We start from the raw sequence: 21,605 nt of genomic DNA, 5'->3' as shown, positions 1-21,605 counted from the left end.
AACTTCCGGGGCTGTCGGCGGCGTGCGTTACGTTCGGATCGTGAACGCAATCAGCTCCGGACAGGCCCCCGGCCGCATCGTCCTGCTCACCACCAGCCACCGCGTCGCGCCCGGCCTGCTGTCCTGGCCCGCCTGGCAGGCCCTGCACGCCGCCGACCGCGTGCTGTGCTCGGACGGCGCCCACCCGCAGCTGCCGTATCTGCGGGAGGCGGGCATACGGGTCGAGGAGGCCGCCCCCACAGCCGAGGAGCTGGTCGACGCGTGCGCGGGCGGCCGTACGGTCGTCGTGGTCGCGACCGGTGAGGGCGAGCCCGCCCTCACCGACGGGCTGGCCCGGCTGGCGGGCTCCGGGCGCGTGCAGATGCCGGAGCTGGAGCTGTTGCCCGCCTCCTACGACCTCCCGGGCGCCCGCCTCCTGGACCTCGTCCAGGTCATGGACCGCATCCGCGCCGAGTGCCCGTGGTCGTCCCAGCAGACCCACAAGGGCCTGGCGAAGTACGGCATCGAGGAGGCGTACGAACTCGTCGAGGCGATCGAGGAGGGCGACCGCGACGAACTGCGCGAGGAACTGGGCGACGTCCTGCTCCAGGTGGTCTTCCACGCCCGGATAGCCGAGGAGGACCCGGACGCCCCCTTCTCCGTCGACGACGTGGCCGCCGGCATCGTCACCAAGCTCATCCACCGCCACCCGCACGTCTTCGGCGACGAGACCGCCGCCACGCCCGAGGAGGTCAAGGAGCACTGGCTGCGCACCAAGGCGATCGAGAAGCAGCGCACCTCGGTGACGGAGGGCATCCCGCTCGGCCAGCCGGGCCTGGCCCTCTCGGCGAAGCTGGCGTCGCGGGTACGGACGGCGGGTCTGAACGTCCCACTGCCCCGACTCGAAGGCGTGGGTTACGAGTTGCTCGCGCTGGCGGTGCGCGCCGAGGCGGAGGGCGTGGACCCGGAGGCCGCGCTGCGGGCGGCGGCCCGGGCCTACCGGGACGCGATCAAGGAGACGGAGGGCCGAAGCCGGTCAGGCGGCGGTGAACCGCACGGGCAGGTCTCGTAGCCCGCGCATGATGAGCCCGCCCCGCCAGCGCAGCTCGGCGGGGTCGGCGGCGAGCTCCAGGTCGGGCAGGCGGCGCAGCAGGGTCTCCAGCGCGGTGCGGCCTTCGAGCCGGGCCAGCGGGGCGCCGAGACAGTAGTGGATGCCATGGCCGTAACCGAGGTGCTGGTTGTCCCGGCGGGAGAGATCGAGCGTGTCGGGCTCCGAGAAGCGGGCCGGGTCGCGGTCCGCCGCGGCCAGGACGACCAGGACGGGGTCACCGGTGGCGATGCGCTGCCCGCCGATGGTCAGCGGCTCGGTGGCGAAGCGCCAGGTGGCCAGTTCCACGGGGCCGTCGTAGCGGAGCAGCTCCTCTATACCGGTGTCGAGCAGTGCGCTCTCTCCGCGCCCGATCGACTCCTGGAGCCGCTGCCGCTGCCCGGGATTGCGCAACAGCGCGTATGTCCCGTTTCCGATCAGGTTGATGGTGGTCTCGAAGCCGGCAAAGAGAAGCACGAAGCACATCGCGGCGGCCTCGTTCTCCGTGAGGTGCTCGCCGTGGTCGGAGGCGCGGATGAGGTCCGAGATCAGGTCGTCCCCGAGCTCGCCCCGCTTGCGGTGGATGAGTTCGGCGAGATAGCCGCGGATCTTCTTCACGGAGCGGGCGACACCGCCGCGCGGTCCGCCGCCGTGCCGGATCATCATGCCCGCCCAGTCGCGGAAGTCGTCCTGGTCCTCGCGGGGTACGCCGAGCAGATCGCAGATCGCGTAGATGGGGAGGGGGAAAGCGAAGTCGTGGATGAGATCCGCCTGCCCGTGCGGCGCGAACCGGTCGATGAGATCGTCCGTCAACTCCTGCACCCGCGGGGCGAATTCGGCCACCCTGCGCGGGGTGAACGCCTTGGAGACGAGACGGCGCAGCCGGGTGTGGTCCGGGGGGTCGATATTGAGCAGATGCGTCATGAGATTGGCGCTGCGCTCACCCGGAATGCCGGTCCTGCTCTTGCCCTGCGCGTCCTCGGCGTGATGCTCGGGGTTCTTCGAGAGCCGCCCGTCCGCGAGTGCCTGACGTGCGTCGGCGTAGCGGGTCACCAGCCATGCCTCGACGCCGCTGGGGAGTTTCGTCCAGTGGACGGGGGAGTGCTCGCGCAGCCAGGCGTAGGCCGGATACGGGTCGCCGGCGAATTCCCAGGTGAAGAGTTCGGGAGCGGTGTTCGGGACGTTCACAGGACGACCGTATCCGCAGCCCGCCCGCACATGCGCCGCCGCAGCGAACCGGTCAAAGGTGACACGCGTTCAAGTCTGTGATCTTCACGTGATCTACGCGGCATTAACTTGTGACAAGTGATCGGCAGCGGCTACGTTCACGGACCAGCGCGGTGGTGTCGAACGCCTGTCGGTGTCATGCGCCGCGCGGTCACTGCTGTCTTGTGAAAGGCCTCCGCATGCTCTCCGGGAACGGTCGACACCGTCGCCCCCGCCAGGCTCCGGCTCTCCTCGTCGCGGCCGGGGTGACCGGCTCCGCCATCGCGATCCCGCTCTTCGCCGCCGGCGGCGCGAGCGCCGCGGACGGCACCACCTGGGACAAGGTGGCGCAGTGCGAGACGGGCGGCTCCTGGAGCGAGAACAGCGGCAACGGCTTCTACGGCGGGCTCAAGTTGACCCAGGAGAACTGGGAGAAGTACGGCGGTCTCGACTACGCCCCCAGTGCCGACCTCGCCAGCCGCAACCAGCAGATAGCCGTCGCCGAGAAGCTCCTGGACGACCAGGGCGTCGGCGCCTTCCACACCTGCGGACTGACCTCCGGGCTGACCAGGGACTCGGGTTCGGCCCACATCGACACCGGTGTGCTGGGCGGCGGTTCCGGTTCGTCCGATTCATCCGGGGCGTCCGACTCCGACTCGACCGGTCTGTCCAACTCCTCGGGCAGCGCTTCCGATGAGTCCTCTTCGTCGGATTCGTCCTCCGGCTCGTCCTCCAGTGCCTCCCCTTCGTCCTCTTCGTCCTCCGCGAGTGCGACGGACAACTCCACCGAATCCGGCACATCCGCCTCACCCTCCACCTCTCCTTCCGGGAAGGCCACGGGTAACTCAGAGGGTGGCGGCAGCTCGTCCACAGGCAAGGCGAAGGGTGACGACTCGGACAATTCCGAGCCCCCGGCGGCCACTTGGAGCCTCGTCGACACCGGCGCGATCGGTACCGGCCGCCACCGTGGCGCCAGCGCGGACGAGGCTGCCGACGAGACCATCGACAAGGCCGCCGACAAGACCAAGGCCGGCAGTCGTGCGGACGACACGTACACCGTCCACGCCGGCGACACCCTCGCCTCCATCGCCGACTCCCTTGGCCTGGACGGCGGGTGGCGGGCGCTCTATGCCGAGAACAAGAAGGCCATCGGTGCCGACCCGAACCACATCTTCGCCGGTCAGACCCTGAAACTCGGTGCCGAATAGGGCGAAAAACAACGGGAGTTCACGTCACACTTCGCCACTGAATGTCCGGTTTGGTGAAAGTGTGGGATGAGTCTCAGAAGCCCTGATCGTCTTTGAAATTCGACGGATCGCGTGTCTACCGTCGTCACCGCTCGTCAACACGAGCCCCGGCTGCCGCAACGCCGAATCCTGCCAGCGGCCGTACGGGAACAGTCGTCGCGTAAAGCGCCGTAGGCAGGAGCGGGGGACCCAAGGTAAGTGCCGCACCGGGCAGTTGACGGCGGCGGCTAGGGGTGTAGCCGTGTCTCGTGAGAGCGAGAGCACGGCCGGGCAACTCAACCGGCCCGAACCCGACAGCTCACCTCGCAGGCGTCGGTGAGGGGATCGAACCATGCTGTTTTCCGGCAAGGGCAAGCACCGCCGTCCGTCCAAGGCCACCCGCGCCGCCGCGCTGGCCGGCGTCACCGGCGTCGCCATCGCCGCTCCGCTGATGGCGGCCGGCAACGCCTCCGCCGCCACCGCCTCCGAGTGGGACAAGGTCGCCCAGTGCGAGTCCGGCGGCAACTGGTCCATCAACACCGGGAACGGCTACTACGGCGGCCTGCAGTTCTCCGCCTCCACCTGGGCCGCGTACGGCGGCACGCAGTACGCCGCGCAGGCCAACCAGGCCAGCAAGTCGCAGCAGATAGCCGTCGCCGAGAAGGTCCTCGCCGCGCAGGGCAAGGGCGCCTGGCCGGTCTGCGGCACGGGCCTTTCCGGTGCCGCCTACAACGGCGGCAGCGCGTCGGGCAGCTCCAGCAGCTCGTCCTCCAGCAGCCACTCCTCCGGGCAGAGCGCCTCCCGCTCCGCCGAGCGCCCGACGGTCAAGAAGTCGACGAAGACCGTCACCACCCCGACCGGCAAGAAGGTCAAGAAGGGCGACGGCGAGTACAAGGTCGTCAAGGGCGACACCCTCAGCTCGATCGCCGAGAAGCACGGCGTCAAGGGCGGCTGGCAGAAGCTGTTCAAGCTGAACAAGGACATCGTCTCCGACGCCAACCTGATCTACCCGGGCCAGCAGCTGCACCTCAAGTGACAGCCTCGCGGTCTCCCCGCTCCGGTGCGTGTTCCCCCGTACGCACCGGGGCGGGGTTCTTTTTGCTCCCGCTCTTTGTTCCGTTCGGAAACAATTTACTCTCGGTTCTGCCCAAGGGGTGGTCGGCAGCGTGGCCGATCGGCCTCAGGCGGTTAGGCTCGTCTCGCAGAGCCACCGCGCTACTGCCGTAGCCGTGTCACATCCAAGAAGGAGATGCTCGTGCCGTCCATCGACGTCGTCGTAGCCCGGGAAATCCTGGACTCCCGAGGCAACCCCACGGTCGAGGTCGAGGTCGGCCTCGACGACGGCAGCACGGGTCGTGCCGCCGTCCCGTCCGGCGCCTCCACGGGCGCCTTCGAGGCCATCGAGCTCCGCGACGGTGACCCCAACCGCTACCAGGGCAAGGGTGTCGAGAAGGCCGTCCTCGCCGTCATCGAGCAGATCGGCCCGGAGCTCGTCGGCTACGACGCCACCGAGCAGCGCCTGATCGACCAGGCCATGTTCGACCTGGACGCCACCGACAACAAGGGCTCCCTGGGCGCCAACGCCATCCTCGGCGTCTCCCTCGCCGTCGCCCACGCCGCCTCCGAGGCCAGCGACCTCCCGCTCTTCCGCTACCTGGGCGGCCCGAACGCGCACCTGCTGCCGGTGCCGATGATGAACATCCTGAACGGCGGCTCGCACGCCGACTCCAACGTGGACATCCAGGAGTTCATGATCGCCCCGATCGGCGCGGAGTCCTTCTCCGAGGCCCTGCGCTGGGGCGCCGAGGTCTACCACACCCTCAAGAAGGTGCTGAAGACCAAGGGCCTGTCCACCGGCCTCGGCGACGAGGGCGGCTTCGCCCCGAACCTTGAGTCCAACCGCGCCGCGCTCGACCTCATCATCGAGGCCATCAAGCAGGCCGGTTACGTCCCCGGCGAGCAGATCGCGCTCGCGCTCGACGTCGCCGCGTCCGAGTTCTACAAGGACGGCAAGTACGAGTTCGAGGGCAAGTCCCGCTCGGCCGCCGAGATGACCGAGTACTACGAGGAGCTCGTGGCGGCCTACCCGCTCGTCTCCATCGAGGACCCGCTGTTCGAGGACGACTGGGCCGGCTGGAAGGTCATCACCGACAAGCTGGGCGACAAGGTCCAGATCGTCGGCGACGACCTGTTCGTCACCAACCCGGAGCGCCTGGCCCGCGGCATCGAGGAGGGCACCGCCAACGCCCTGCTCGTCAAGGTGAACCAGATCGGCTCGCTGACCGAGACCCTGGACGCCGTCGAGATGGCCCAGCGCAACGGCTTCAAGTGCATGATGTCCCACCGCTCCGGTGAGACCGAGGACGTCACCATCGCCGACCTTGCCGTCGCGGTGAACTGCGGCCAGATCAAGACCGGCGCCCCGGCCCGCTCGGACCGCGTCGCCAAGTACAACCAGCTGCTGCGCATCGAGGAGATCCTCGACGACGCCGCGGAGTACGCGGGCCGCAGCGCGTTCCCGCGCTTCAAGGGCTGAGCCTTCCCGCACGTCCGCTCCGCGGACAATCGGGCACAGCAAGGGCTGAGCCTTCCTGGGCTAAGCCTTAGCCAGTCGTACGTACGTCCCCGTACCGGTCCCGTACCGTGTGCGGGGACGTACGCACGTGTGACGGGAGGCGGCGACATGGCCGTGAAGGACCGGGACCGGTTCTCCACCGCGACCAGGATCAGGCTGCTCGGCGAACAGACAGCGGCCCGGGTCTACCGCTCCCAGACCAAGCGGCAGGCCCGCCGGTCGAGGCTGACCGGCCGGGCGGCGCTGCTCGCCCTGGTGCTGTGCTCGATGGTGGTGGCCCTCGCGTACCCCATAAGGCAGTACGTCTCCCAGCGCTCCCAGATCGCCGATCTCCAGCGGCAGAGGGAGCAGGCCAGGGCGCGGGTCGAGCAGCTGCGCGACCTGAAGGCCCGCTGGCAGGACGACGAGTACGCCGAGCAGCAGATCCGGCTGCGGCTGCACTATGTGCTGCCCGGGGAGACGAGCTACGTCGTGATCGACCCGAGCACGGTCAAGCAGTCGCGCTTCGAGCAGGGTGCGGGCCACCGCCCCTGGTACACGAACGTCTGGGACGGGGTCGACAAGTCCGACGCCTCCGCCCAGTGAACCGACAGAGGAATTTCGTACAGGCATGGATACGCCCCCGCCGCCCACCCCGCGCACCGAGCCCACCGACGCCGACGTCGAGGCCTTCAAGCAGCAGCTCGGGCGGCCGCCGCGCGGGCTGCGGGCCATCGCGCACCGCTGCCCCTGCGGCCAGCCGGACGTCGTGGAGACGGCCCCCCGTCTGCCGGACGGCACGCCCTTCCCGACGACGTACTACCTGACGTGCCCGCGTGCCGCCTCGGCGATCGGCACGCTGGAGGCGAACGGCGTCATGAAGGAGATGACGGAGCGGCTGGCGACCGACCCGGAGCTGGCCGCCGCGTACCGCGCCGCGCACGAGGACTACATCGCGCGCCGCGACGCCATCGAGGTCCTGGAGGGCTTCCCGAGCGCGGGCGGCATGCCCGACCGTGTGAAGTGCCTGCACGTGCTGGTGGGCCACTCCCTGGCCGCGGGCCCGGGCGTCAACCCGCTGGGCGACGAGGCGATCGCGATGCTGCCGGAGTGGTGGCTGAAGGGGCCGTGCGTGCAGCCGCTGGTGGCCCCCGACCCGGCGGACGAGCATCCCGGCGAGGAGGGCGAGGTCACCGACCCCACCGAGGTCCGCAGCGGCTTCTTCGCATCCAGGCCGATGGTCCCCGAGGGCTTCAGCCGGGTCGCCGCCGTCGACTGCGGTACGAACTCGATCCGCCTGCTCGTCGCGGACGTGAACCCCGCAACCGGTGAACTGCTGGAGCTCGACCGGCGCATGACGATCGTGCGGCTCGGTCAGGACGTGGACCGGACCGGCCGGCTGGCCCCCGAGGCGTTGGAGCGGACGTTCGCGGCGTGCCGCGACTACGCGGAGGTGATCCGCGAACTGGGCGCCGACAAGGTGCGATTCGTGGCCACGTCGGCCTCCCGGGACGCCTCGAACCGCGACGACTTCGTACGCGGCGTCGTGGACATCCTGGGCGTCGAGCCCGAGGTCATCTCCGGCGAGCAGGAGGCCGAGTTCTCCTTCACCGGGGCGACCAAGGAACTGAAGGGGCGGGACGACCTCGACCGCCCCTACCTCGTGGTCGACATCGGCGGAGGCTCCACAGAGTTCGTCGTCGGCGACGACCAGGTGCGCGCGGCGCGCTCGGTGGACGTGGGATGCGTGCGGATGACCGAGCGGCACCTCGTCCGGGACGGCGCGGTCACCGACCCGCCCACCGGGGAGCAGATCGCGGCCATGCGGGCCGACATCGAGCGGGCCCTCGACCTCGCCGAGGAGACGGTTCCGCTGCGCGAGGCGCGCACGCTGGTCGGGCTCGCGGGGTCGGTCACGACGGTGTCGGCGATCGCTCAGGAACTGCCCGAGTACGACTCGGAGCGCATCCACCACTCCCGCATCTCCCGCGACAAGGTCCGCGAGGTCACCGACTGGCTGCTGCACTCCACCCACGCCGAGCGAGCGGCCGTCCCCTCCATGCACCCGGGGCGCGTCGACGTGATCGCCGCGGGGTCTCTCGTACTGCTGTCGATCATGGAGCGGATCGGCGCCGAGGAGGTCGTGGTCAGTGAGCACGACATCCTCGACGGGATCGCCTTCAAGGTGGCGGAAGGCGTCTGACGATCCGGCGGCGGCCTACTTGAACCAGTACCGGACGCCGTGGTGGTGGGAACAGGTGCCCTGCGAGTGCCGCGAGTAGGAGAGGGTGGCGTCCTTGCACTTAGCCGTCTCGTACTTGTCGTGAGGCCGCTGGTGGTGCGTCCAGCCGCACACGCCGGTGGTGTGGCTGACGCAGTGGTGGGCCGTGTTGGTGGCCGGCAGAGTGGCCGCGGAAGCGGTCGGTGCGCTGATGAGGACGCCGGCCAGGGCGACGGTGATCGCCGAGGCAGCAAGACGTGCGCGCATAGGAGTTCCTCCCCCTTGTGGTGCGTTGGCAGCGGGAGCTTATAGCGGTGTGAACGACTTGTGGTCTTTGTTGGAGAAGTCATGGAGACGGCTTTTCGTCCCCACCCGCCGAGCCGTGGCGTAGGTCTCGATTGTTACCGAGCGGTAGCTCTCGGACGAGCAGGTCGGATAGCGTATGAGCGTGCCCAGGGGGCCTTTCGGGGCCTCCTGGCGACACGCCGCCAGGAAAGTTCGTGAAGTTCTTCACAAGGAATTCCGCCCTGTGGAAGCACGAAAAGGGCCCCGTTGGGCCTTCCGGGGGCCCAACAGGCCCTTGAACGTGTTCAGAAGGGGTGTGGGAAGCTTCCCTGGAGGCCGCTCACGGAGGGGTGTTGCGAAGGGCTCACGGCACCTCCGATGGCGCGGAGAGGCAGCTCACGCGGCATTGACAACGGGACGTACCGCCCCGTGGAGTCCCCGCCGCGGGATGGTCCGCGGCAGCGGGTCGCGGAGGATAACACACCCCCTGCAAGAGCTTGTGAAGGGGCGCACGAGCGACCCCCCTGGGGCAGGTGGATACTCGATGGCATGAGCACCACGGAGCGTCCCAGGATCCTCGTAGTAGGCGGTGGGTACGTAGGCCTGTACGCAGCTCGGCGTATCCAGAAGAAGATGCGCTACGGCGAGGCGACCGTCACGGTCGTCGACCCCCGGTCGTACATGACCTACCAGCCCTTCCTTCCCGAAGCCGCCGCCGGCAACATCTCCCCGCGCCACGTCGTCGTCCCGCTGCGACGCGTGCTGCCGAAGGCGGAGGTTCTCACCGGCCGGGTCACCAGCATCGACCAGGACCGCAAGGTCGCCACCGTCGCGCCGCTGGTCGGCGAGGCGTACGAGCTGCCCTTCGACTACCTGGTGATCGCGCTCGGCGCGGTCTCCCGCACCTTCCCGATCCCCGGCCTCGCCGAGCAGGGCATCGGCATGAAGGGCATCGAGGAGGCCATCGGCCTGCGCAACCACGTCCTCGAGCAGCTCGACAAGGCCGACTCCACGACCGACGAGGAGATCCGCCGCAAGGCGCTCACCTTCGTCTTCGTCGGCGGTGGCTTCGCCGGTGCGGAGACCATCGGTGAGGTCGAGGACCTGGCCCGCGACGCGGCCAAGTACTACAAGAACGTGTCCCGCGAGGACATGCGCTTCATCCTCGTCGACGCCGCCGACAAGATCCTCCCCGAGGTCGGCCCCAAGCTGGGCGCCTACGGCAAGGAGCACCTGGAGAGCCGCGGCGTGGAGATCTACCTCTCCACCTCGATGGACTCCTGCGTCGACGGCCACGTCGTGCTGAAGAACGGCCTCGAGGTCGACTCCAACACCATCGTGTGGACCGCCGGCGTCAAGCCGAACCCGGTCCTGTCCCGCTACGGCCTGCCGCTCGGCCCCCGCGGTCACGTCGACTGCGCCCCGACCCTGCAGGTCCAGGGCACCGACTACATCTGGGCCGCCGGCGACAACGCCCAGGTCCCGGACCTCGTCGGCCGCAAGGCGGGCAACGAGAACGCCTGGTGCCCGCCGAACGCCCAGCACGCGCTGCGTCAGGCCAAGGTCCTCGGCGACAACGTGATCTCCGGCATGCGGGGCTTCCCGCAGAAGGACTACAGCCACGGCAACAAGGGCGCCGTCGCGGGTCTCGGCCTGCACAAGGGCGTCGCGATGATCGTCATGGGCAAGATGAAGATCAAGCTCAAGGGCCGTCTCGCCTGGTACATGCACCGCGGCTACCACGGTCTGGCCATGCCGACCTGGAACCGCAAGGTCCGCGTCTTCGCCGACTGGACGCTCGGCATGTTCCTCAAGCGCGAGGTCGTCTCCCTCGGTGCGATGGAGCATCCTCGGGAGGAGTTCTACGAGGCTGCGAAGCCGGCCCCCGTCGCTGCCGCGCCCAAGGAGAAGACCGAGGCCAAGGCCTCCTGACCGGTTCCGGTCGCTGAACCATCCGAAGGGCCCCCTGCCATCCGTGGTGCAGGGGGTTCTTCGGCGTTCCTGGGGCTGCCGCCCCCAGACCCCCGCTTCGGCCTGAACGGCCTCGTCCTCAAACGCCGGGACGGGCTGAACTCGTAACGCCAACGGGGGACTGCGCAGCACCCCCATTTTGTTTATACGTGGTGTTGGACATTCCGGGAGTGCTGTCACGGAGGTGTGCGCCATGGCCGACGCCGCACTGCGGCTGAAGAGCCTCGTCGAGCAGTTGCTGGGGGTCCCGCTCCCGGTGCGCATCCGCGCCTGGGACGGTTCGCAGGCAGGGCCGCCGGGCGCACCGGCGCTGGTCGTGCGGAATCGGCGGGCGGTACGGCGGCTGCTCTTCAAGCCGGGGGAGCTGGGGCTCGCCCGTGCCTGGGTCGCCGGGGACCTGGACATCGAAGGGGATCTCTACACCGCCCTCGATCTGATGTCGGAGCTCGTGTGGGAGCGCGGGGAGGACACCAGGAGCCTGCTGCAGATGGTGCGCGACCCCGAGGTGCGCGCCGCCGCCCGCGGCCTCGTGAAGGTCGCCGGGCTTCCGCTGCCGCCCGCCCCGCCCCGCGAGGAGGTCCGCAGAGCCCGCACCCATCTGCACACCAAACGCAGCGACCGGCGCGCCATCAGCCACCACTACGACGTCGGCAACGACTTCTACGAGATCGTCCTCGGCCCGTCGATGGTCTACTCGTGCGCCTACTGGCCCACGCCCGACGCCACCCTTGAGGACGCCCAGCGCGACAAGCTCGAACTCATCTGCCGCAAACTCGACCTGACGGCCGGTCAGCGGCTGCTCGACGTCGGCTGCGGCTGGGGCTCCCTGGCCATCCACGCCGCCCACGAGCACGGCGTGAGCGTCGTCGGCATCACGCTGTCGCAGGAGCAGGCCGCGTACGCCCGTAAGCGCGTCGCGGGCGAAGGGCTGACCGACCGGGTCGAGATCCGCGTGCAGGACTACCGGGACGTCCCCGACGGGCCCTACGACGCCATCGCCTCCGTCGGCATGGCCGAACACGTCGGCAAGGAACGGTACTTGGAGTACGCCGAGGACCTGTACCGCCTCCTGAAGCCCGGCGGGCGGCTGCTCAACCACCAGATCGCGCGGCGGCCGCAGCGCGACGAGTCGTCGTACAACGTCGACGCGTTCATCGACGCCTACGTCTTCCCCGACGGTGAACTCGCCCCCCTCGGCAGCACCGTCGGGCAGTTGGAGCGCGCCGGGTTCGAGGTGCGTGACGTGGAGGCGATCCGCGAGCACTACGGGCTCACCCTGCGCCGCTGGGTGGCCAACCTGGAGACCGACTGGCCCCGCGCGATGCGGCTGGCCGGACCCGGCCGCGCCCGCGTCTGGCGGCTGTACATGGCCGCCTGCGCCCTCGCCTTCGAGCGCAACCGCATCGGCGTCAACCAGGTGCTGGCGGTGCGGACACCCGAGGGCGGGGAGTCCGGGATGCCGCTGCGTGCCCGTACCTGGGGGACCTGATCCCCGTACGTACGAAGGGGCCCCGTTCGGTGAGCGAACGGGGCCCCGGCTGTCGTACCGCTACTCCGACTTGATCGCCGTCAGCATGTTCAGCCGTGCCGCCCGGCGGGCCGGCCACAGGGCCGCCAGGACGCCGACCGTCGCCGCGAGCAGGAGGAAGACGGCCATCCGCGTCCAGGGCAGGACCAGTTCGTACGTCGCCATCTTCGTGCCGAGGAGTTCGCCGGCCGCCCAGCCGAAGAACACGCCCAGGCCGATGCCGAGCACCCCGCCGAAGAGCGAGATGACGAGGGACTCCAGGCGGACCATGCGCTTGATCCCCTTGCGGTCCAGGCCGATCGCGCGGAGCATGCCGATCTCCTGGGAGCGTTCGAAGACCGACATCGCCAGGGTGTTGATGACCCCGAGGACCGCGACGATCACCGCCATGGCGAGCAGGCCGTAGAGCATGTTCAGCATCAGGGTGAACATCTTCGCGATGTCGTCGGACAGGTCCTGCTTGCTCTGGACCTTGATGGCCGGGTTGGTGCCGAGGGCCTTCTCCAGCTTGTCCTTGGTCGCGTCGGAGGCGCCGTCCGCGGTCTTGACCAGGACCCGCATGTCGCCGGGGTCGGTCATGTGCGGGGTGACGACGTTCTTGTCGAGCAGGATGCCCCGGATCAGGTCGTTGCCCTCGTAGACGCCGGAGACCGTGAGGCGGGAGGACTTGCCGTCCTCGTAGTGCGCGATGAAGGACGAACCCGCCTTCCAGCCATGGGACTTGGCGGTGTCCTCGTCGACGGCGACCTGAGTGCCGCCCACCTTGAAGGTGCCGCCCGCGACCTTCAGGTCCGTCAGCTCGGCGATCGCCGAGCCGTTCACGCCGGTCAGGGACTCGCCCGTGCCGTCGATGCGCGAATAGACGTTGCGCAGGGGGCTGGTGGCGCTCACCCCGTCGGTGGTGTTCAGCTTGTTGTCGACGTCCGGGGAGAGCTCGTTGCCGTTCGCCATGGAGACGACGTAGTCGGCCTTGATGGCGGACGACGCCATCTTGTCGATCGACTTCTGCAGGCTGCCCGCCATCACCGTCATGCCGGTGATCAGGGTGAGCCCGATCATCAGCGCCGAGGCGGTGGCGGCCGTACGGCGCGGGTTGCGCACCGAGTTCTGGCGGGCCAGCTTGCCCGAGACGCCGAAGATGCGCAGGACCGGTGCCGCGGCCGCGATCAGCGGGCGGGACAGCAACGGCGTGAGGATGAAGACGCCGATGATGAGCAGGACCGCGCCGAGTCCCATCGGGCCCTGGCCGTCCGAGCCGTCCATCGTCGTGGCCGCCAGGACGGTCGCGACGCCCGCGGCGCTGAACAGGGCGCCCAGCGTGTTGCGCAGCACCAGCGACTTGGTCGTCGCCTGCGCGTGGACGCTGCTCATCGCGGCGACCGGCGGGATCTTCGCGGCCCGGCGGCCGGGCAGCCAGGCGGCCAGCATGGTGATGACGACGCCGACCGCGAGGGCGCTGACAACGGTGCCGGGCGAGATGACCAGCGGCCCGTCCGGGACCGTGGCGCCCAGCGTGTTCATCAGGGAGCGCAGTCCCGCGCCGATGCCGATGCCCGCGACCAGCCCGGTGACGCCGGCGACCACGCCGACCACGAAGGCCTCGATCAGCACGGACCGGGTGACCTGGCGGCGGGAGGCGCCGACGGCGCGCAGCAGGGCCAGTTCCTTGGTGCGCTGGGCGACCAGCATGGTGAAGGTGTTGGCGATGATGAACGTGCCGACGAACAGCGCGATACCCGCGAACACCAGCAGGCCCTGCTTCAGCCCGCTCATCGACGCGGAGATCTGCTCGGCCTGGTCGGCGGCGAGCTTCTTGCCGGTGGTGGTCTCGACGAGCTTCGTCCCGAGAGCGTTGTCCAGGCCGGTCTTCAGCGCGGCCTGGGAGGTGCCCGGAGCTGCCTTCACATCGATCTCGTCGTACGTGCCCGGCTTGCCGAACAGCTTCTGTGCGGTGGCCGTGTCGTAGAGGGCGAGGCTGCCGCCCGCGGCGACATTGCCGTCGTCGGTGGTGAAGATGCCGGAGACGGTGGGGGTGAGGACCGGCCCGTTCACGGAGAGGCGGATCTTGTCGCCGACCTTGTACCCCGCGCGCTTCGCCGTCTCGGAGTCGATGGCGACCTGGTCCTTGCCGTGCGGCGCGCTGCCGGACTTCAGCGGGTACCGGGCGTCCTTGGCGCCCCAGTAGTTCCCGCCCTGCGACTGGAAGCCGCCGCCGATGAGCTTGCCGTCCTTGTCGGCGATGGCGGTGAAGCCGTTGACGACACCGATCGCGGACGCCGCCCCCGGTACCTTCGCGCTCCTGTCGAGCATGGCCTGGGTCAGCTCGGGCGTCTTGCTGATCGTGTTGCCCTTGTCCTCCTGGGGCTTGGCGGACACGGCCACGTCGACCTGGTCGAAGCCCTTGGCCGAACTGTTCTGGTAGGCGTCGGAGATGGTGTTGGTGAAGACCAGCGTGCCGGACACGAACGCGACGCCGAGCATCACGGCGAGCACGGTCATCAGCAGCCTGGCCTTGTGCGCGAAGACATTGCGCAGTGCTGTGCGGAACATCAGCTGGTGCGGCCCTTCGCGTCGAACTGCTTCATGAAGTCGAGCACGTTCTCCGCCGTCGGCTGGAGCATGTGGTCGACGATCCTGCCGTCCGCGAGGAAGACCACCCGGTCCGCGTACGCCGCCGCCACCGGGTCGTGGGTCACCATGACCACCGTCTGTCCCAACTCCCGTACGGAGTTGCGCAGGAAGCCCAGTACCTCGGCGCCGGAGCGGGAGTCGAGGTTTCCGGTCGGCTCGTCGCCGAAGATGATGTCGGGCCGGGAGGCGAGCGCCCGTGCCACGGCGACGCGCTGCTGCTGGCCGCCGGAGAGCTGGGCCGGGCGGTGACCGAGACGGTCCCGCAGCCCGACCATGTCGATGACCCTCTCCAGCCACTGCTTGTCGGCCTTGCGGCCCGCGATGTCCATGGGGAGGGTGATGTTCTCCAGGGCAGTCAGCGTCGGCAGCAGGTTGAACGCCTGGAAGATGAAGCCGATCTTGTCCCGGCGCAACTTCGTGAGCTGCTTGTCCTTCAGGGAGCCGAGCTCGGTCTCGCCGATGCGCACGGAGCCGGAGGAGAAGGTGTCGAGACCGGCCACACAGTGCATCAGCGTGGACTTGCCCGACCCGGAGGGGCCCATGATCGCGGTGAACTCGGCCTGCCGGAAGTCGACGGAGACCCGGTCGAGGGCGACCACCTGGGTCTCGCCCTGTCCGTAGATCTTCGAGAGATCCGTGGCTCGTGCGGCCACGGTGCTGGTGGACCGGTCGGCGACGGGTGTGGTGGTCACGGGCAGGAACTCCTCTTGGGACGACGTCTTGAAGGGGACGTGTTCCATCGTGGTGGCCGGAGAGTGCCGTGTAGTCAGCCGCTGTTCCGGTTCCCGGGGGCGACTTCGGACGGATCCGGGTCCGCCGTGTCATACCTGGGGATGACGGGGACCCCTGACCGCGCGCGCCCCGCGGCCCCGGCGAACGGCCCCGTCAAGAACCGGTGGAGCACCCTCGTTCGGGCGGTGAAATTCCGTCATTCCGCATACACCGCCGACCGTCGCACGCAAGGCTATTGGCAAGTGCGGATGGCCCGTTCCATGGGCTGATGCACCCTCAGACGTCAATAAAATAAGACAACATCGGTCCGCCGTTCCGCTGTTCGGGGGATGTATCCCGATAGGCTCGGAACCTCGACGCGGAGCCCATGGCCTGCCCGGATGGTGGAATGCAGACACGGCGAGCTTAAACCTCGCTGCCCCTACGCGGGCGTGCCGGTTCAAGTCCGGCTCCGGGCACCACCATGTCGTCGATGCGTGGCGATCGCTGCACCCTGCATTGAAGACTTCACCGCGCAACCCGTTGACATCGGGCCTGAGCGGACGGAAACTCACGTCAGAAATTCGGTGAACTAAATTTCACTGGACGAACAAAGGATGTAGGGATGCGTACCACCGTCGGCATCATCGGAGCCGGCCCCGCCGGTCTCCTCCTCGCCCGGCTGCTCCACAACGCCGGCATCGACTCGGTCGTGCTCGAGAGCCGCGACCGCGCCTACGTCGAGCAGCGCCAGCGCGCCGGGATCCTGGAGCAGGGCACGGTGGACGTACTGCGCGCGGCCGGCGCCGCCGAGCGCATGGACCGCGAGGGGCTGCGCCACGACGGCATCGAGCTGCGGTACGCGAAGAAGCGCCACCGGGTCGACTTCCCCGCCCTCACCGGCGGCCGGTCCGTGATGGTCTACGCCCAGACCGAGGTCTGCAAGGACCTCATCGCCCTCCAGCTCAAGGAGGGCGGCCCGCTGCTGTTCGAGGCGGAGGCGCTGGCGGTCGAAGGCGCGGACACCGACAGTCCGCGCGTCCGCTTCCGGCACGAGGGCGACGAGTCCGTCCTGGAGTGCGACTACGTCGTCGGCTGCGACGGCTTCTGGGGCGTGGCCCGGCAGGCGGTCCCCGCCGAGCTCACCCGCGTCTTCGAGCGGACGTACCCCTTCGGCTGGCTCGGCATCCTCGCCGACGTACCGCCCTCGCACGACGAGCTCGTCTACGCCCGCCACGACCGCGGCTTCGCCCTCCTGTCCATGCGCTCCCCGTCCGTCTCCCGCCTCTACCTCCAGGTGCCCGAGGGCACGGACGCCGAGGAATGGGGCGACGAGGAGATCTGGGCCGAGCTGGAGCGCCGCTTCGAGACCGAGGACGGCTGGCGTCTGGAGCGCGGGCCGATCACCCAGAAGTCGGTGACCCCCATGCGGTCGTACGTCCATGAGCCCATGCGCCACGGCCGACTCTTCCTCGCCGGGGACGCGGCGCACATCGTGCCGCCGACCGGGGCGAAGGGGCTGAACCTGGCCGTGGGGGACGTCGTGACGTTCGCGCGGGCGCTGACGCACCAGAAGGAGACCGGTTCGGCCGAGCTGCTCGACGCCTACTCCGAGACCTGTCTGCGCCGTGTCTGGCAGGCCGAGCGGTTCTCGTACGACATGACGACCCTGCTGCACCGCGCCCCCGACGCCACGCCCTTCGAGGACCGGCTGCAGCTCGCCCGGCTGGAACGCTTCGCCTCCTCGCGGGCGGCCGAGACCGACCTCGCCGAGGGGTACACGGGGTTCCCGCTCCACTGACGTGCGGACGGGTGACGTACGGATGGCGTAAGCAGCTGATCTCCGGTGGGTTCCGGCCATGTCGCAGCTTGGTCATGAATGGGGCCCCGCGGTGAGGGGAATCACGGATCCGCGTAGCGTGTTGCGCACCACGACGAGGGAAAGATCCTCCCCAAGCACTAGGGTCAATCCTTTGCCTACCCATTACCCTTGATGCTCAAGGCCGCGCACGGCGGCCATGGAGGAGTGCAATGAGGAGCAGAAACCCGGTCTTCTCGCGACGGGGGTTCAGCCGCGACAACGGCTACGCGGGCTTCAACGCCGCGCCGCAGGCCGGGGGACCCGCCGTCGCCACGCAGGGCAACCCGTACGCCCAGCCGACCGGCAACCCGTACGCGCAGAACCCCTACGCCCAGCAGGGCCTGCAGCAGGGTGCCCCGCCGCAGGCGCCGGCCACCACCGGCCGGATGACGATGGACGACGTCGTGCTGCGCACGGCGTCCACGCTCGGCACGCTGATCGTGACGGCCGCGCTCGCCTGGGCGCTGCTGCCGGTCGACGACGCCAACATCAGCCGGTCCTACGGCATCGGCATCGGCGCCGCGCTGATCGGCATGGTCCTGGCGTTCGTCCAGTCCTTCAAGCGCACGGCCTCGCCGGCGCTGGTCCTGTCGTACGCGGCGTTCGAGGGTGTCTTCCTCGGCGTCGTCTCCAGCATCGTCGACAACCGCATCGCGAGCGGCGCGGCCATGCAGGCCGTGATCGGCACGATGGCGGTCTTCGCCGCGGTGCTGATCGCCTACAAGGCCGGCTGGATCCGCGTCAACCGCCGCTTCTACGGTTTCGTGATGGCGGCCGCGCTCGGCTTCGTGCTGCTGATGATGGTGAACCTGCTGTTCGCCGTCTTCGGCGGCGGTGACGGCCTCGGCTTCCGCAGCGGCGGCCTCGGCATCTTCTTCGGTGTCATCGGCGTCATCCTCGGCGCCTGCTTCCTCGCCCTGGACTTCAAGCAGGTCGAGGACGGTATCGCCTACGGCGCGCCGAAGGACGAGGCGTGGCTGGCGGCCTTCGGTCTGACGCTGACGCTGGTGTGGATCTACATGGAGTTCCTGCGGATCATCGCGATCCTCAACAGCAACGACTAGCCTCCGGCGGTCGCAGGCGACTGGTGTAAGCAGAGGGCCCCGGCGTTCACCGTATGCGGCTTCCGCCGCGTGGTGACCCGGGGCCCTCTGCCGTCGTCCAGTGCGCGCCTAGAGGAATTTGCGCGCGGCCCTCCTCAGGTCGTACTCATGAACAATCGCCTTGGCGTGGCCGTACGCCAGATTGTGCTCGTGGCGGAGCCAGCTGACCTTCTCCTCGAAGTTGAAGAGAGCCGGGCCTTCCTCGACGGCGCGAAGCCAGTCGGAGACTTCACGGCCGGTGCAGTGGGGGATGCGGGCTAGCAGGTTGCGATGGGTCTCCTCGGAGAAGACTTGGGACATCGGCGCCTCCGGACGCAAAGGGGATGTAAGCCGGTCCTTCAGGTCACCGTGCCTGAGCGTTCGCCTGTTGGCAACAGTCGGGATGCGACGCGTACGCTCCACTCCGTGGTTGATACGACGCCCTTGACTCGTGCCGTTGATCACTTTGCCGACCGTTTGCGGGCCGCGCCTCAGAGCCGGCTGCAGCGGGGCGCTGCCGCTGAGGCCCTGCAGTTGGCGAGGGAGATGGCCCGGTGGGCCCAGGCCGTGGAGGAACCCGGCACGGAGCCCAGGGAGATGCCCGACGCCGGGATGTTCGCCGCCGCCGACCAAATCACCGTCGCCGTACATGACTTGGCCCTCGTGCTCAGTGACGAGGGCCAGGTGGCGGAAGCTCTGCGGTTGGTGGAGGAGGCGCAGAAACGCGCCGGGGTGTGACCCCTACAGCGACGCTATGACCCTGTCCGCCAGGATGTAGACGTTCTCCTCGCCGCACTCGAACGTCAGCGTGTACGCGCCCGAGATGCCCGAACCGCCCAACAGGACCGGGGTTTCGCCCGCACGGAGGGCCGCGGCGAGGCGTTCCGCCGTCTCGCGGTGGCCCGGGGTCATGCAGAGGGTGGTGCCGTCGGCGAAGACGTAGACGTCGAGGGTGCCGAGGGGGCCCGGGCGGACGTCGGCCAGTTCCACGCGGGAGGTGGCGAGTTCCTCAAGGGCGGCCACCGTGCGCTCGTGGTCGTTCACGACCGGTGACTGGACGGGGACGAAGTCCGGGTGGGAGGGGTGGCGGCGGCGGGCCGCGGCCAGTTCGGGGGAGTCACCCGCGAACTCGTCGGCGTCCGCGGACGGCTCGCTCACCGGCTCCAGACCCATGAAATCGGCCTGCCGGGGCAGGAACAGCTCGCTGTCCGCCAGGCCCAGCAGTGAGGGCGCGTCGGAGGCGTCACGGGCCTCTTGGGCGGCCCAGAAGGCCCGCGCCTCGGCCAGTTCGCGCTCGCGCTCCTCGGCGAGCGCCTCGGCCACCGCGGCGCGTATGTCGTCGGCCTCCGAGGAGGGGCGGGCGGCCGGCACCAGACCGCGTGCGCTGCGGTGCTCGGCGAGCTGGGTGTGCAGTGCGGCGACCTCACGGCGCAGCACCATGAGCGTCCGCAGGACGGCGACGCCCACGGCGCCCGTCGCGGCCGTGATGACCAGCAAGGTGATCGGCATGGCGCTCACTGACGTACTCCCGGTTCAAAGTCGACCCCCGACTTCCTACATCAGCTTGAAGGGCGGACTAACCAGCTGTCAGTGCGTAACGTCACGAAACGGGCAGGACTTTGGGTCCGGGGTTTGCTGGCGCGTCCGCCTGACCTGCGTAAATCCCTCTTCTAAGGGAGATAGGTCACATCCTGGGGGAGATTGGATCACAAAATGGCCCGGAGGGCCGGGGTTTCCCGGACTCCGGGCCATCGGCTCACGGTGGGTGCCGAGTTGACTACCGAGAGGTTGGGTCAGGGGGTCAGCTGAGGCGCTCGATGACCATCGCCATGCCCTGGCCGCCGCCGACGCACATCGTCTCCAGGCCGAACTGCTTGTCGTGGAACTGGAGGGAGTTGATGAGTGTGCCGGTGATACGGGCGCCGGTCATGCCGAAGGGGTGGCCGACGGCGATGGCACCGCCGTTGACGTTCAGCTTCTCCAGCGGGATGTTCAGGTCGCGGTAGGAGGGGATCACCTGGGCGGCGAACGCCTCGTTGATCTCGACCAGGTCGATGTCGTCGATGGTGAGGCCGGCCAGGCGCAGTGCCCGCTGCGAGGCCTCGACCGGGCCGAGGCCCATGATCTCCGGGGAGAGGCCGGAGACGCCGGTCGACACGATGCGGGCGAGCGGGGTGAGGCCCAGCTCGCGGGCCTTGGTGTCGGACATGATGACGACCGCGGCGGCGCCGTCGTTGAGGGGGCAGCAGTTGCCGGCGGTGACCAGGCCGTCCGGGCGGAAGACGGGCTTGAGGCCCGCGACGCCCTCCAGGGTGACGCCGGCGCGCGGACCGTCGTCCTTGCTGACGACCGTGCCGTCGGGGAGGGTCACCGGGGTGATCTCGCGCTCCCAGAACCCGTTCTTGATGGCTTCCTCGGCGAGGTTCTGCGAGCGGACGCCGAACTCGTCCATGTCCTGGCGGGTGATGCCCTTGAGGCGGGCCAGGTTCTCGGCGGTCTGCCCCATCGCGATGTAGGGGTCGGGGAGCAGGCCGTCCTCGCGCGGGTCGTGCCAGGTGGAGCCCTCGGACTGGGCGACGGCCTCGGTGCGGGCCTCGGCCTCGGCGAAGAGGGGGTTGCGGCCGCTGGGCATGTCGGAGCTGCCGTTGGCGTAACGGGAGACCATCTCGACGCCGGCCGAGATGAAGACGTCGCCCTCGCCGGCCTTGATGGCGTGCAGGGCCATGCGGCTCGTCTGGAGCGACGAGGAACAGTAACGGGTGATGGTGCAGCCCGGCAGATGGTCCATGCCCATCTGTACGGCGACGATCCGGCCGAGGTTGTGGCCCTGCTCGCCGCCGGGGAGGCCGCAGCCGAGGTGCAGGTCGTCGATGTCGCGCGGGTCCAGCTCGGGGACCTTGGCGAGGGCGGCCTGGATGATCGTGGCGGTGAGGTCGTCGGGGCGCAGGTCCTTCAGGGAGCCCTTGACGGCGCGGCCGATGGGGGAGCGGGCGGTCGAGACGATCACGGCTTCGGGCATCACGGCTCCATTGGCGTACGGGGGTGTTCTTCCGGGCAGGGCTGGTTGGGAAGTTACCCGTACGTATGGCCTGGGTCACGGGTGTCGCTGTGTGACCCTGACCGCAATTTTCTAAGCGCTTGCTTTTTTCGCCCCCGCCGCCCCTACCCGTCCCGTACCTGGGGGCGGCAGCCCCTCGACCTCGGGGCTCCGGACACATGGAGCTCGGCGCGGTCGGGCTCCGTGGCCCGGGGGCAGGAGGCGC

At 69.2% G+C, this 21,605-nt stretch carries 18 protein-coding genes, 1 tRNA gene, 1 pseudogene and 1 riboswitch; of the genes and pseudogenes, 13 read left to right on the top strand and 7 right to left on the bottom strand.

Features of this window, described 5'->3' with window-relative positions; all coding sequences use genetic code 11:
- Window positions 1-40: 40 nt before the first annotated feature.
- Window positions 41-1,051 carry a nucleoside triphosphate pyrophosphohydrolase gene (locus tag ACWDAG_RS45475; protein ID WP_450701461.1) on the top strand — a complete coding sequence of 337 codons (1,011 nt, stop codon included), beginning with the start codon at window positions 41-43 and terminating at the stop codon, window positions 1,049-1,051.
- Here ACWDAG_RS45475 and ACWDAG_RS45470 read toward each other — a convergent pair.
- Entirely contained in the window at window positions 1,016-2,284 is a 1,269-nt protein-coding gene (locus tag ACWDAG_RS45470) for a cytochrome P450 family protein (RefSeq protein ID WP_450701460.1), read from the bottom strand. The genes ACWDAG_RS45475 and ACWDAG_RS45470 overlap by 36 nt on opposite strands.
- Window positions 2,285-2,472: 188 nt before the next feature.
- Here ACWDAG_RS45470 and ACWDAG_RS45465 point away from each other — a divergent pair, with 188 nt between their 5' ends.
- From ACWDAG_RS45465 to ACWDAG_RS45440, 6 genes and pseudogenes are all read left to right on the top strand, one after another.
- The gene (locus ACWDAG_RS45465) at window positions 2,473-3,480 is read left to right on the top strand and encodes a transglycosylase family protein (protein WP_450701459.1); all 1,008 of its coding nucleotides are present in this window, start codon (window positions 2,473-2,475) and stop codon (window positions 3,478-3,480) included.
- A gap of 195 nt (window positions 3,481-3,675) precedes the next feature.
- Window positions 3,676-3,846: riboswitch (cyclic di-AMP (ydaO/yuaA leader) on the top strand.
- A gap of 4 nt (window positions 3,847-3,850) precedes the next feature.
- On the top strand, window positions 3,851-4,534 hold the full coding sequence (locus ACWDAG_RS45460; RefSeq protein ID WP_450701458.1) for a transglycosylase family protein: 684 nt from the start codon (window positions 3,851-3,853) through the stop codon (window positions 4,532-4,534).
- 213 nt (window positions 4,535-4,747) lie between these two features.
- Complete coding sequence (gene eno, locus ACWDAG_RS45455) at window positions 4,748-6,034, top strand: phosphopyruvate hydratase (RefSeq protein WP_099929354.1); 1,287 nt, start codon at window positions 4,748-4,750, stop codon at window positions 6,032-6,034.
- Window positions 6,035-6,181: 147 nt separating this feature from the next.
- Window positions 6,182-6,658 (top strand): FtsB family cell division protein, encoded by a 477-nt coding sequence (locus ACWDAG_RS45450; RefSeq protein WP_450701457.1) that lies wholly within the window; start codon window positions 6,182-6,184, stop codon window positions 6,656-6,658.
- A gap of 25 nt (window positions 6,659-6,683) precedes the next feature.
- Window positions 6,684-7,085: pseudogene (locus tag ACWDAG_RS45445) on the top strand (DUF501 domain-containing protein); the annotation flags it as partial.
- A 204-nt stretch (window positions 7,086-7,289) separates the two neighbouring features.
- On the top strand, window positions 7,290-8,255 hold the full coding sequence (locus ACWDAG_RS45440; protein ID WP_450701471.1) for a Ppx/GppA phosphatase family protein: 966 nt from the start codon (window positions 7,290-7,292) through the stop codon (window positions 8,253-8,255).
- Between the two features lie 15 nt (window positions 8,256-8,270).
- Here the strand turns inward: ACWDAG_RS45440 and ACWDAG_RS45435 are convergent, their stop codons facing one another.
- Window positions 8,271-8,540, bottom strand: coding sequence for a DUF3761 domain-containing protein (locus ACWDAG_RS45435; RefSeq protein WP_450701456.1), 270 nt, complete (start codon window positions 8,538-8,540; stop codon window positions 8,271-8,273).
- A 567-nt stretch (window positions 8,541-9,107) separates the two neighbouring features.
- Here ACWDAG_RS45435 and ACWDAG_RS45430 point away from each other — a divergent pair.
- Together ACWDAG_RS45430 and ACWDAG_RS45425 are read left to right on the top strand one after the other, a co-directional pair.
- A complete protein-coding gene (locus tag ACWDAG_RS45430; protein ID WP_450701455.1) occupies window positions 9,108-10,490 on the top strand; it encodes an NAD(P)/FAD-dependent oxidoreductase in 1,383 nt (460 codons plus the stop codon).
- A gap of 232 nt (window positions 10,491-10,722) precedes the next feature.
- Window positions 10,723-12,018: a class I SAM-dependent methyltransferase gene (locus tag ACWDAG_RS45425; RefSeq protein ID WP_450701454.1), complete on the top strand. Its 1,296-nt coding sequence runs from the start codon at window positions 10,723-10,725 to the stop codon at window positions 12,016-12,018.
- Between the two features lie 60 nt (window positions 12,019-12,078).
- Here ACWDAG_RS45425 and ACWDAG_RS45420 read toward each other — a convergent pair whose 3' ends face one another.
- Entirely contained in the window at window positions 12,079-14,607 is a 2,529-nt protein-coding gene (locus ACWDAG_RS45420; RefSeq protein WP_450701453.1) for an ABC transporter permease, read from the bottom strand.
- Window positions 14,607-15,380, bottom strand: coding sequence for an ABC transporter ATP-binding protein (locus ACWDAG_RS45415; protein WP_450701452.1), 774 nt, complete (start codon window positions 15,378-15,380; stop codon window positions 14,607-14,609). Before ACWDAG_RS45415 ends, ACWDAG_RS45420 begins: the two co-directional genes overlap by 1 nt.
- Window positions 15,381-15,794: 414 nt before the next feature.
- Here ACWDAG_RS45415 and ACWDAG_RS45410 point away from each other — a divergent pair.
- The 3 genes from ACWDAG_RS45410 to ACWDAG_RS45400 all read left to right on the top strand — a co-directional run bounded on the left by ACWDAG_RS45410 (window position 15,795) and on the right by ACWDAG_RS45400 (window position 18,324).
- Window positions 15,795-15,881 (top strand) — tRNA-Leu (locus ACWDAG_RS45410).
- Window positions 15,882-16,024: 143 nt separating this feature from the next.
- A complete protein-coding gene (locus ACWDAG_RS45405) occupies window positions 16,025-17,200 on the top strand; it encodes a 4-hydroxybenzoate 3-monooxygenase (protein WP_450701451.1) in 1,176 nt (391 codons plus the stop codon).
- Window positions 17,201-17,430: 230 nt separating this feature from the next.
- Complete coding sequence (locus tag ACWDAG_RS45400; protein WP_450701450.1) at window positions 17,431-18,324, top strand: Bax inhibitor-1/YccA family protein; 894 nt, start codon at window positions 17,431-17,433, stop codon at window positions 18,322-18,324.
- 108 nt (window positions 18,325-18,432) lie between these two features.
- Here ACWDAG_RS45400 and ACWDAG_RS45395 read toward each other — a convergent pair whose 3' ends face one another.
- Window positions 18,433-18,663, bottom strand: a complete 231-nt coding sequence (locus ACWDAG_RS45395; protein WP_115907750.1) for a DUF4287 domain-containing protein — start codon at window positions 18,661-18,663, stop codon at window positions 18,433-18,435.
- Between the two features lie 105 nt (window positions 18,664-18,768).
- Here ACWDAG_RS45395 and ACWDAG_RS45390 point away from each other — a divergent pair, with 105 nt between their 5' ends.
- On the top strand, window positions 18,769-19,080 hold the full coding sequence (locus ACWDAG_RS45390) for a hypothetical protein (RefSeq protein WP_450701449.1): 312 nt from the start codon (window positions 18,769-18,771) through the stop codon (window positions 19,078-19,080).
- A 3-nt stretch (window positions 19,081-19,083) separates the two neighbouring features.
- On the opposite strand, the gene ACWDAG_RS45385 is transcribed toward ACWDAG_RS45390, so the two are convergent.
- Both ACWDAG_RS45385 and ACWDAG_RS45380 read right to left on the bottom strand, forming a co-directional pair.
- Window positions 19,084-19,860 (bottom strand): hypothetical protein, encoded by a 777-nt coding sequence (locus ACWDAG_RS45385; protein WP_450701448.1) that lies wholly within the window; start codon window positions 19,858-19,860, stop codon window positions 19,084-19,086.
- A gap of 283 nt (window positions 19,861-20,143) precedes the next feature.
- Window positions 20,144-21,361, bottom strand: a complete 1,218-nt coding sequence (locus ACWDAG_RS45380; protein WP_450701447.1) for an acetyl-CoA C-acetyltransferase — start codon at window positions 21,359-21,361, stop codon at window positions 20,144-20,146.
- Between the last annotated feature and the right edge of the window lie 244 nt (window positions 21,362-21,605).

This window comes from Streptomyces sp. NPDC001157, assembly GCF_053598255.1.
The sequence above is the reverse complement of the archived record's forward strand: the minus strand, read 5'-3'. Positions and strand labels throughout refer to the sequence as shown.

Excerpts from the sequence above, each read along its gene's own strand:
- ACWDAG_RS45450 (WP_450701457.1), top strand. The coding sequence starts at position 6,182 with ATGGCCGTGAAGGACCGGGACCGGTTCTCCACCGCGACCAGGATCAGG.
- ACWDAG_RS45440 (WP_450701471.1), top strand. The coding sequence starts at position 7,290 with ATGGTCCCCGAGGGCTTCAGCCGGGTCGCCGCCGTCGACTGCGGTACG.
- ACWDAG_RS45400 (WP_450701450.1), top strand. The coding sequence starts at position 17,431 with ATGAGGAGCAGAAACCCGGTCTTCTCGCGACGGGGGTTCAGCCGCGAC.
- ACWDAG_RS45435 (WP_450701456.1), bottom strand. The coding sequence starts at position 8,540 with ATGCGCGCACGTCTTGCTGCCTCGGCGATCACCGTCGCCCTGGCCGGC.
- eno (WP_099929354.1), top strand. The coding sequence starts at position 4,748 with ATGCTCGTGCCGTCCATCGACGTCGTCGTAGCCCGGGAAATCCTGGAC.
- ACWDAG_RS45380 (WP_450701447.1), bottom strand. The coding sequence starts at position 21,361 with ATGCCCGAAGCCGTGATCGTCTCGACCGCCCGCTCCCCCATCGGCCGC.
- ACWDAG_RS45460 (WP_450701458.1), top strand. The coding sequence starts at position 3,851 with ATGCTGTTTTCCGGCAAGGGCAAGCACCGCCGTCCGTCCAAGGCCACC.
- ACWDAG_RS45465 (WP_450701459.1), top strand. The coding sequence starts at position 2,473 with ATGCTCTCCGGGAACGGTCGACACCGTCGCCCCCGCCAGGCTCCGGCT.
- ACWDAG_RS45425 (WP_450701454.1), top strand. The coding sequence starts at position 10,723 with ATGGCCGACGCCGCACTGCGGCTGAAGAGCCTCGTCGAGCAGTTGCTG.
- ACWDAG_RS45420 (WP_450701453.1), bottom strand. The coding sequence starts at position 14,607 with ATGTTCCGCACAGCACTGCGCAATGTCTTCGCGCACAAGGCCAGGCTG.
- ACWDAG_RS45405 (WP_450701451.1), top strand. The coding sequence starts at position 16,025 with ATGCGTACCACCGTCGGCATCATCGGAGCCGGCCCCGCCGGTCTCCTC.
- ACWDAG_RS45430 (WP_450701455.1), top strand. The coding sequence starts at position 9,108 with ATGAGCACCACGGAGCGTCCCAGGATCCTCGTAGTAGGCGGTGGGTAC.
- ACWDAG_RS45395 (WP_115907750.1), bottom strand. The coding sequence starts at position 18,663 with ATGTCCCAAGTCTTCTCCGAGGAGACCCATCGCAACCTGCTAGCCCGC.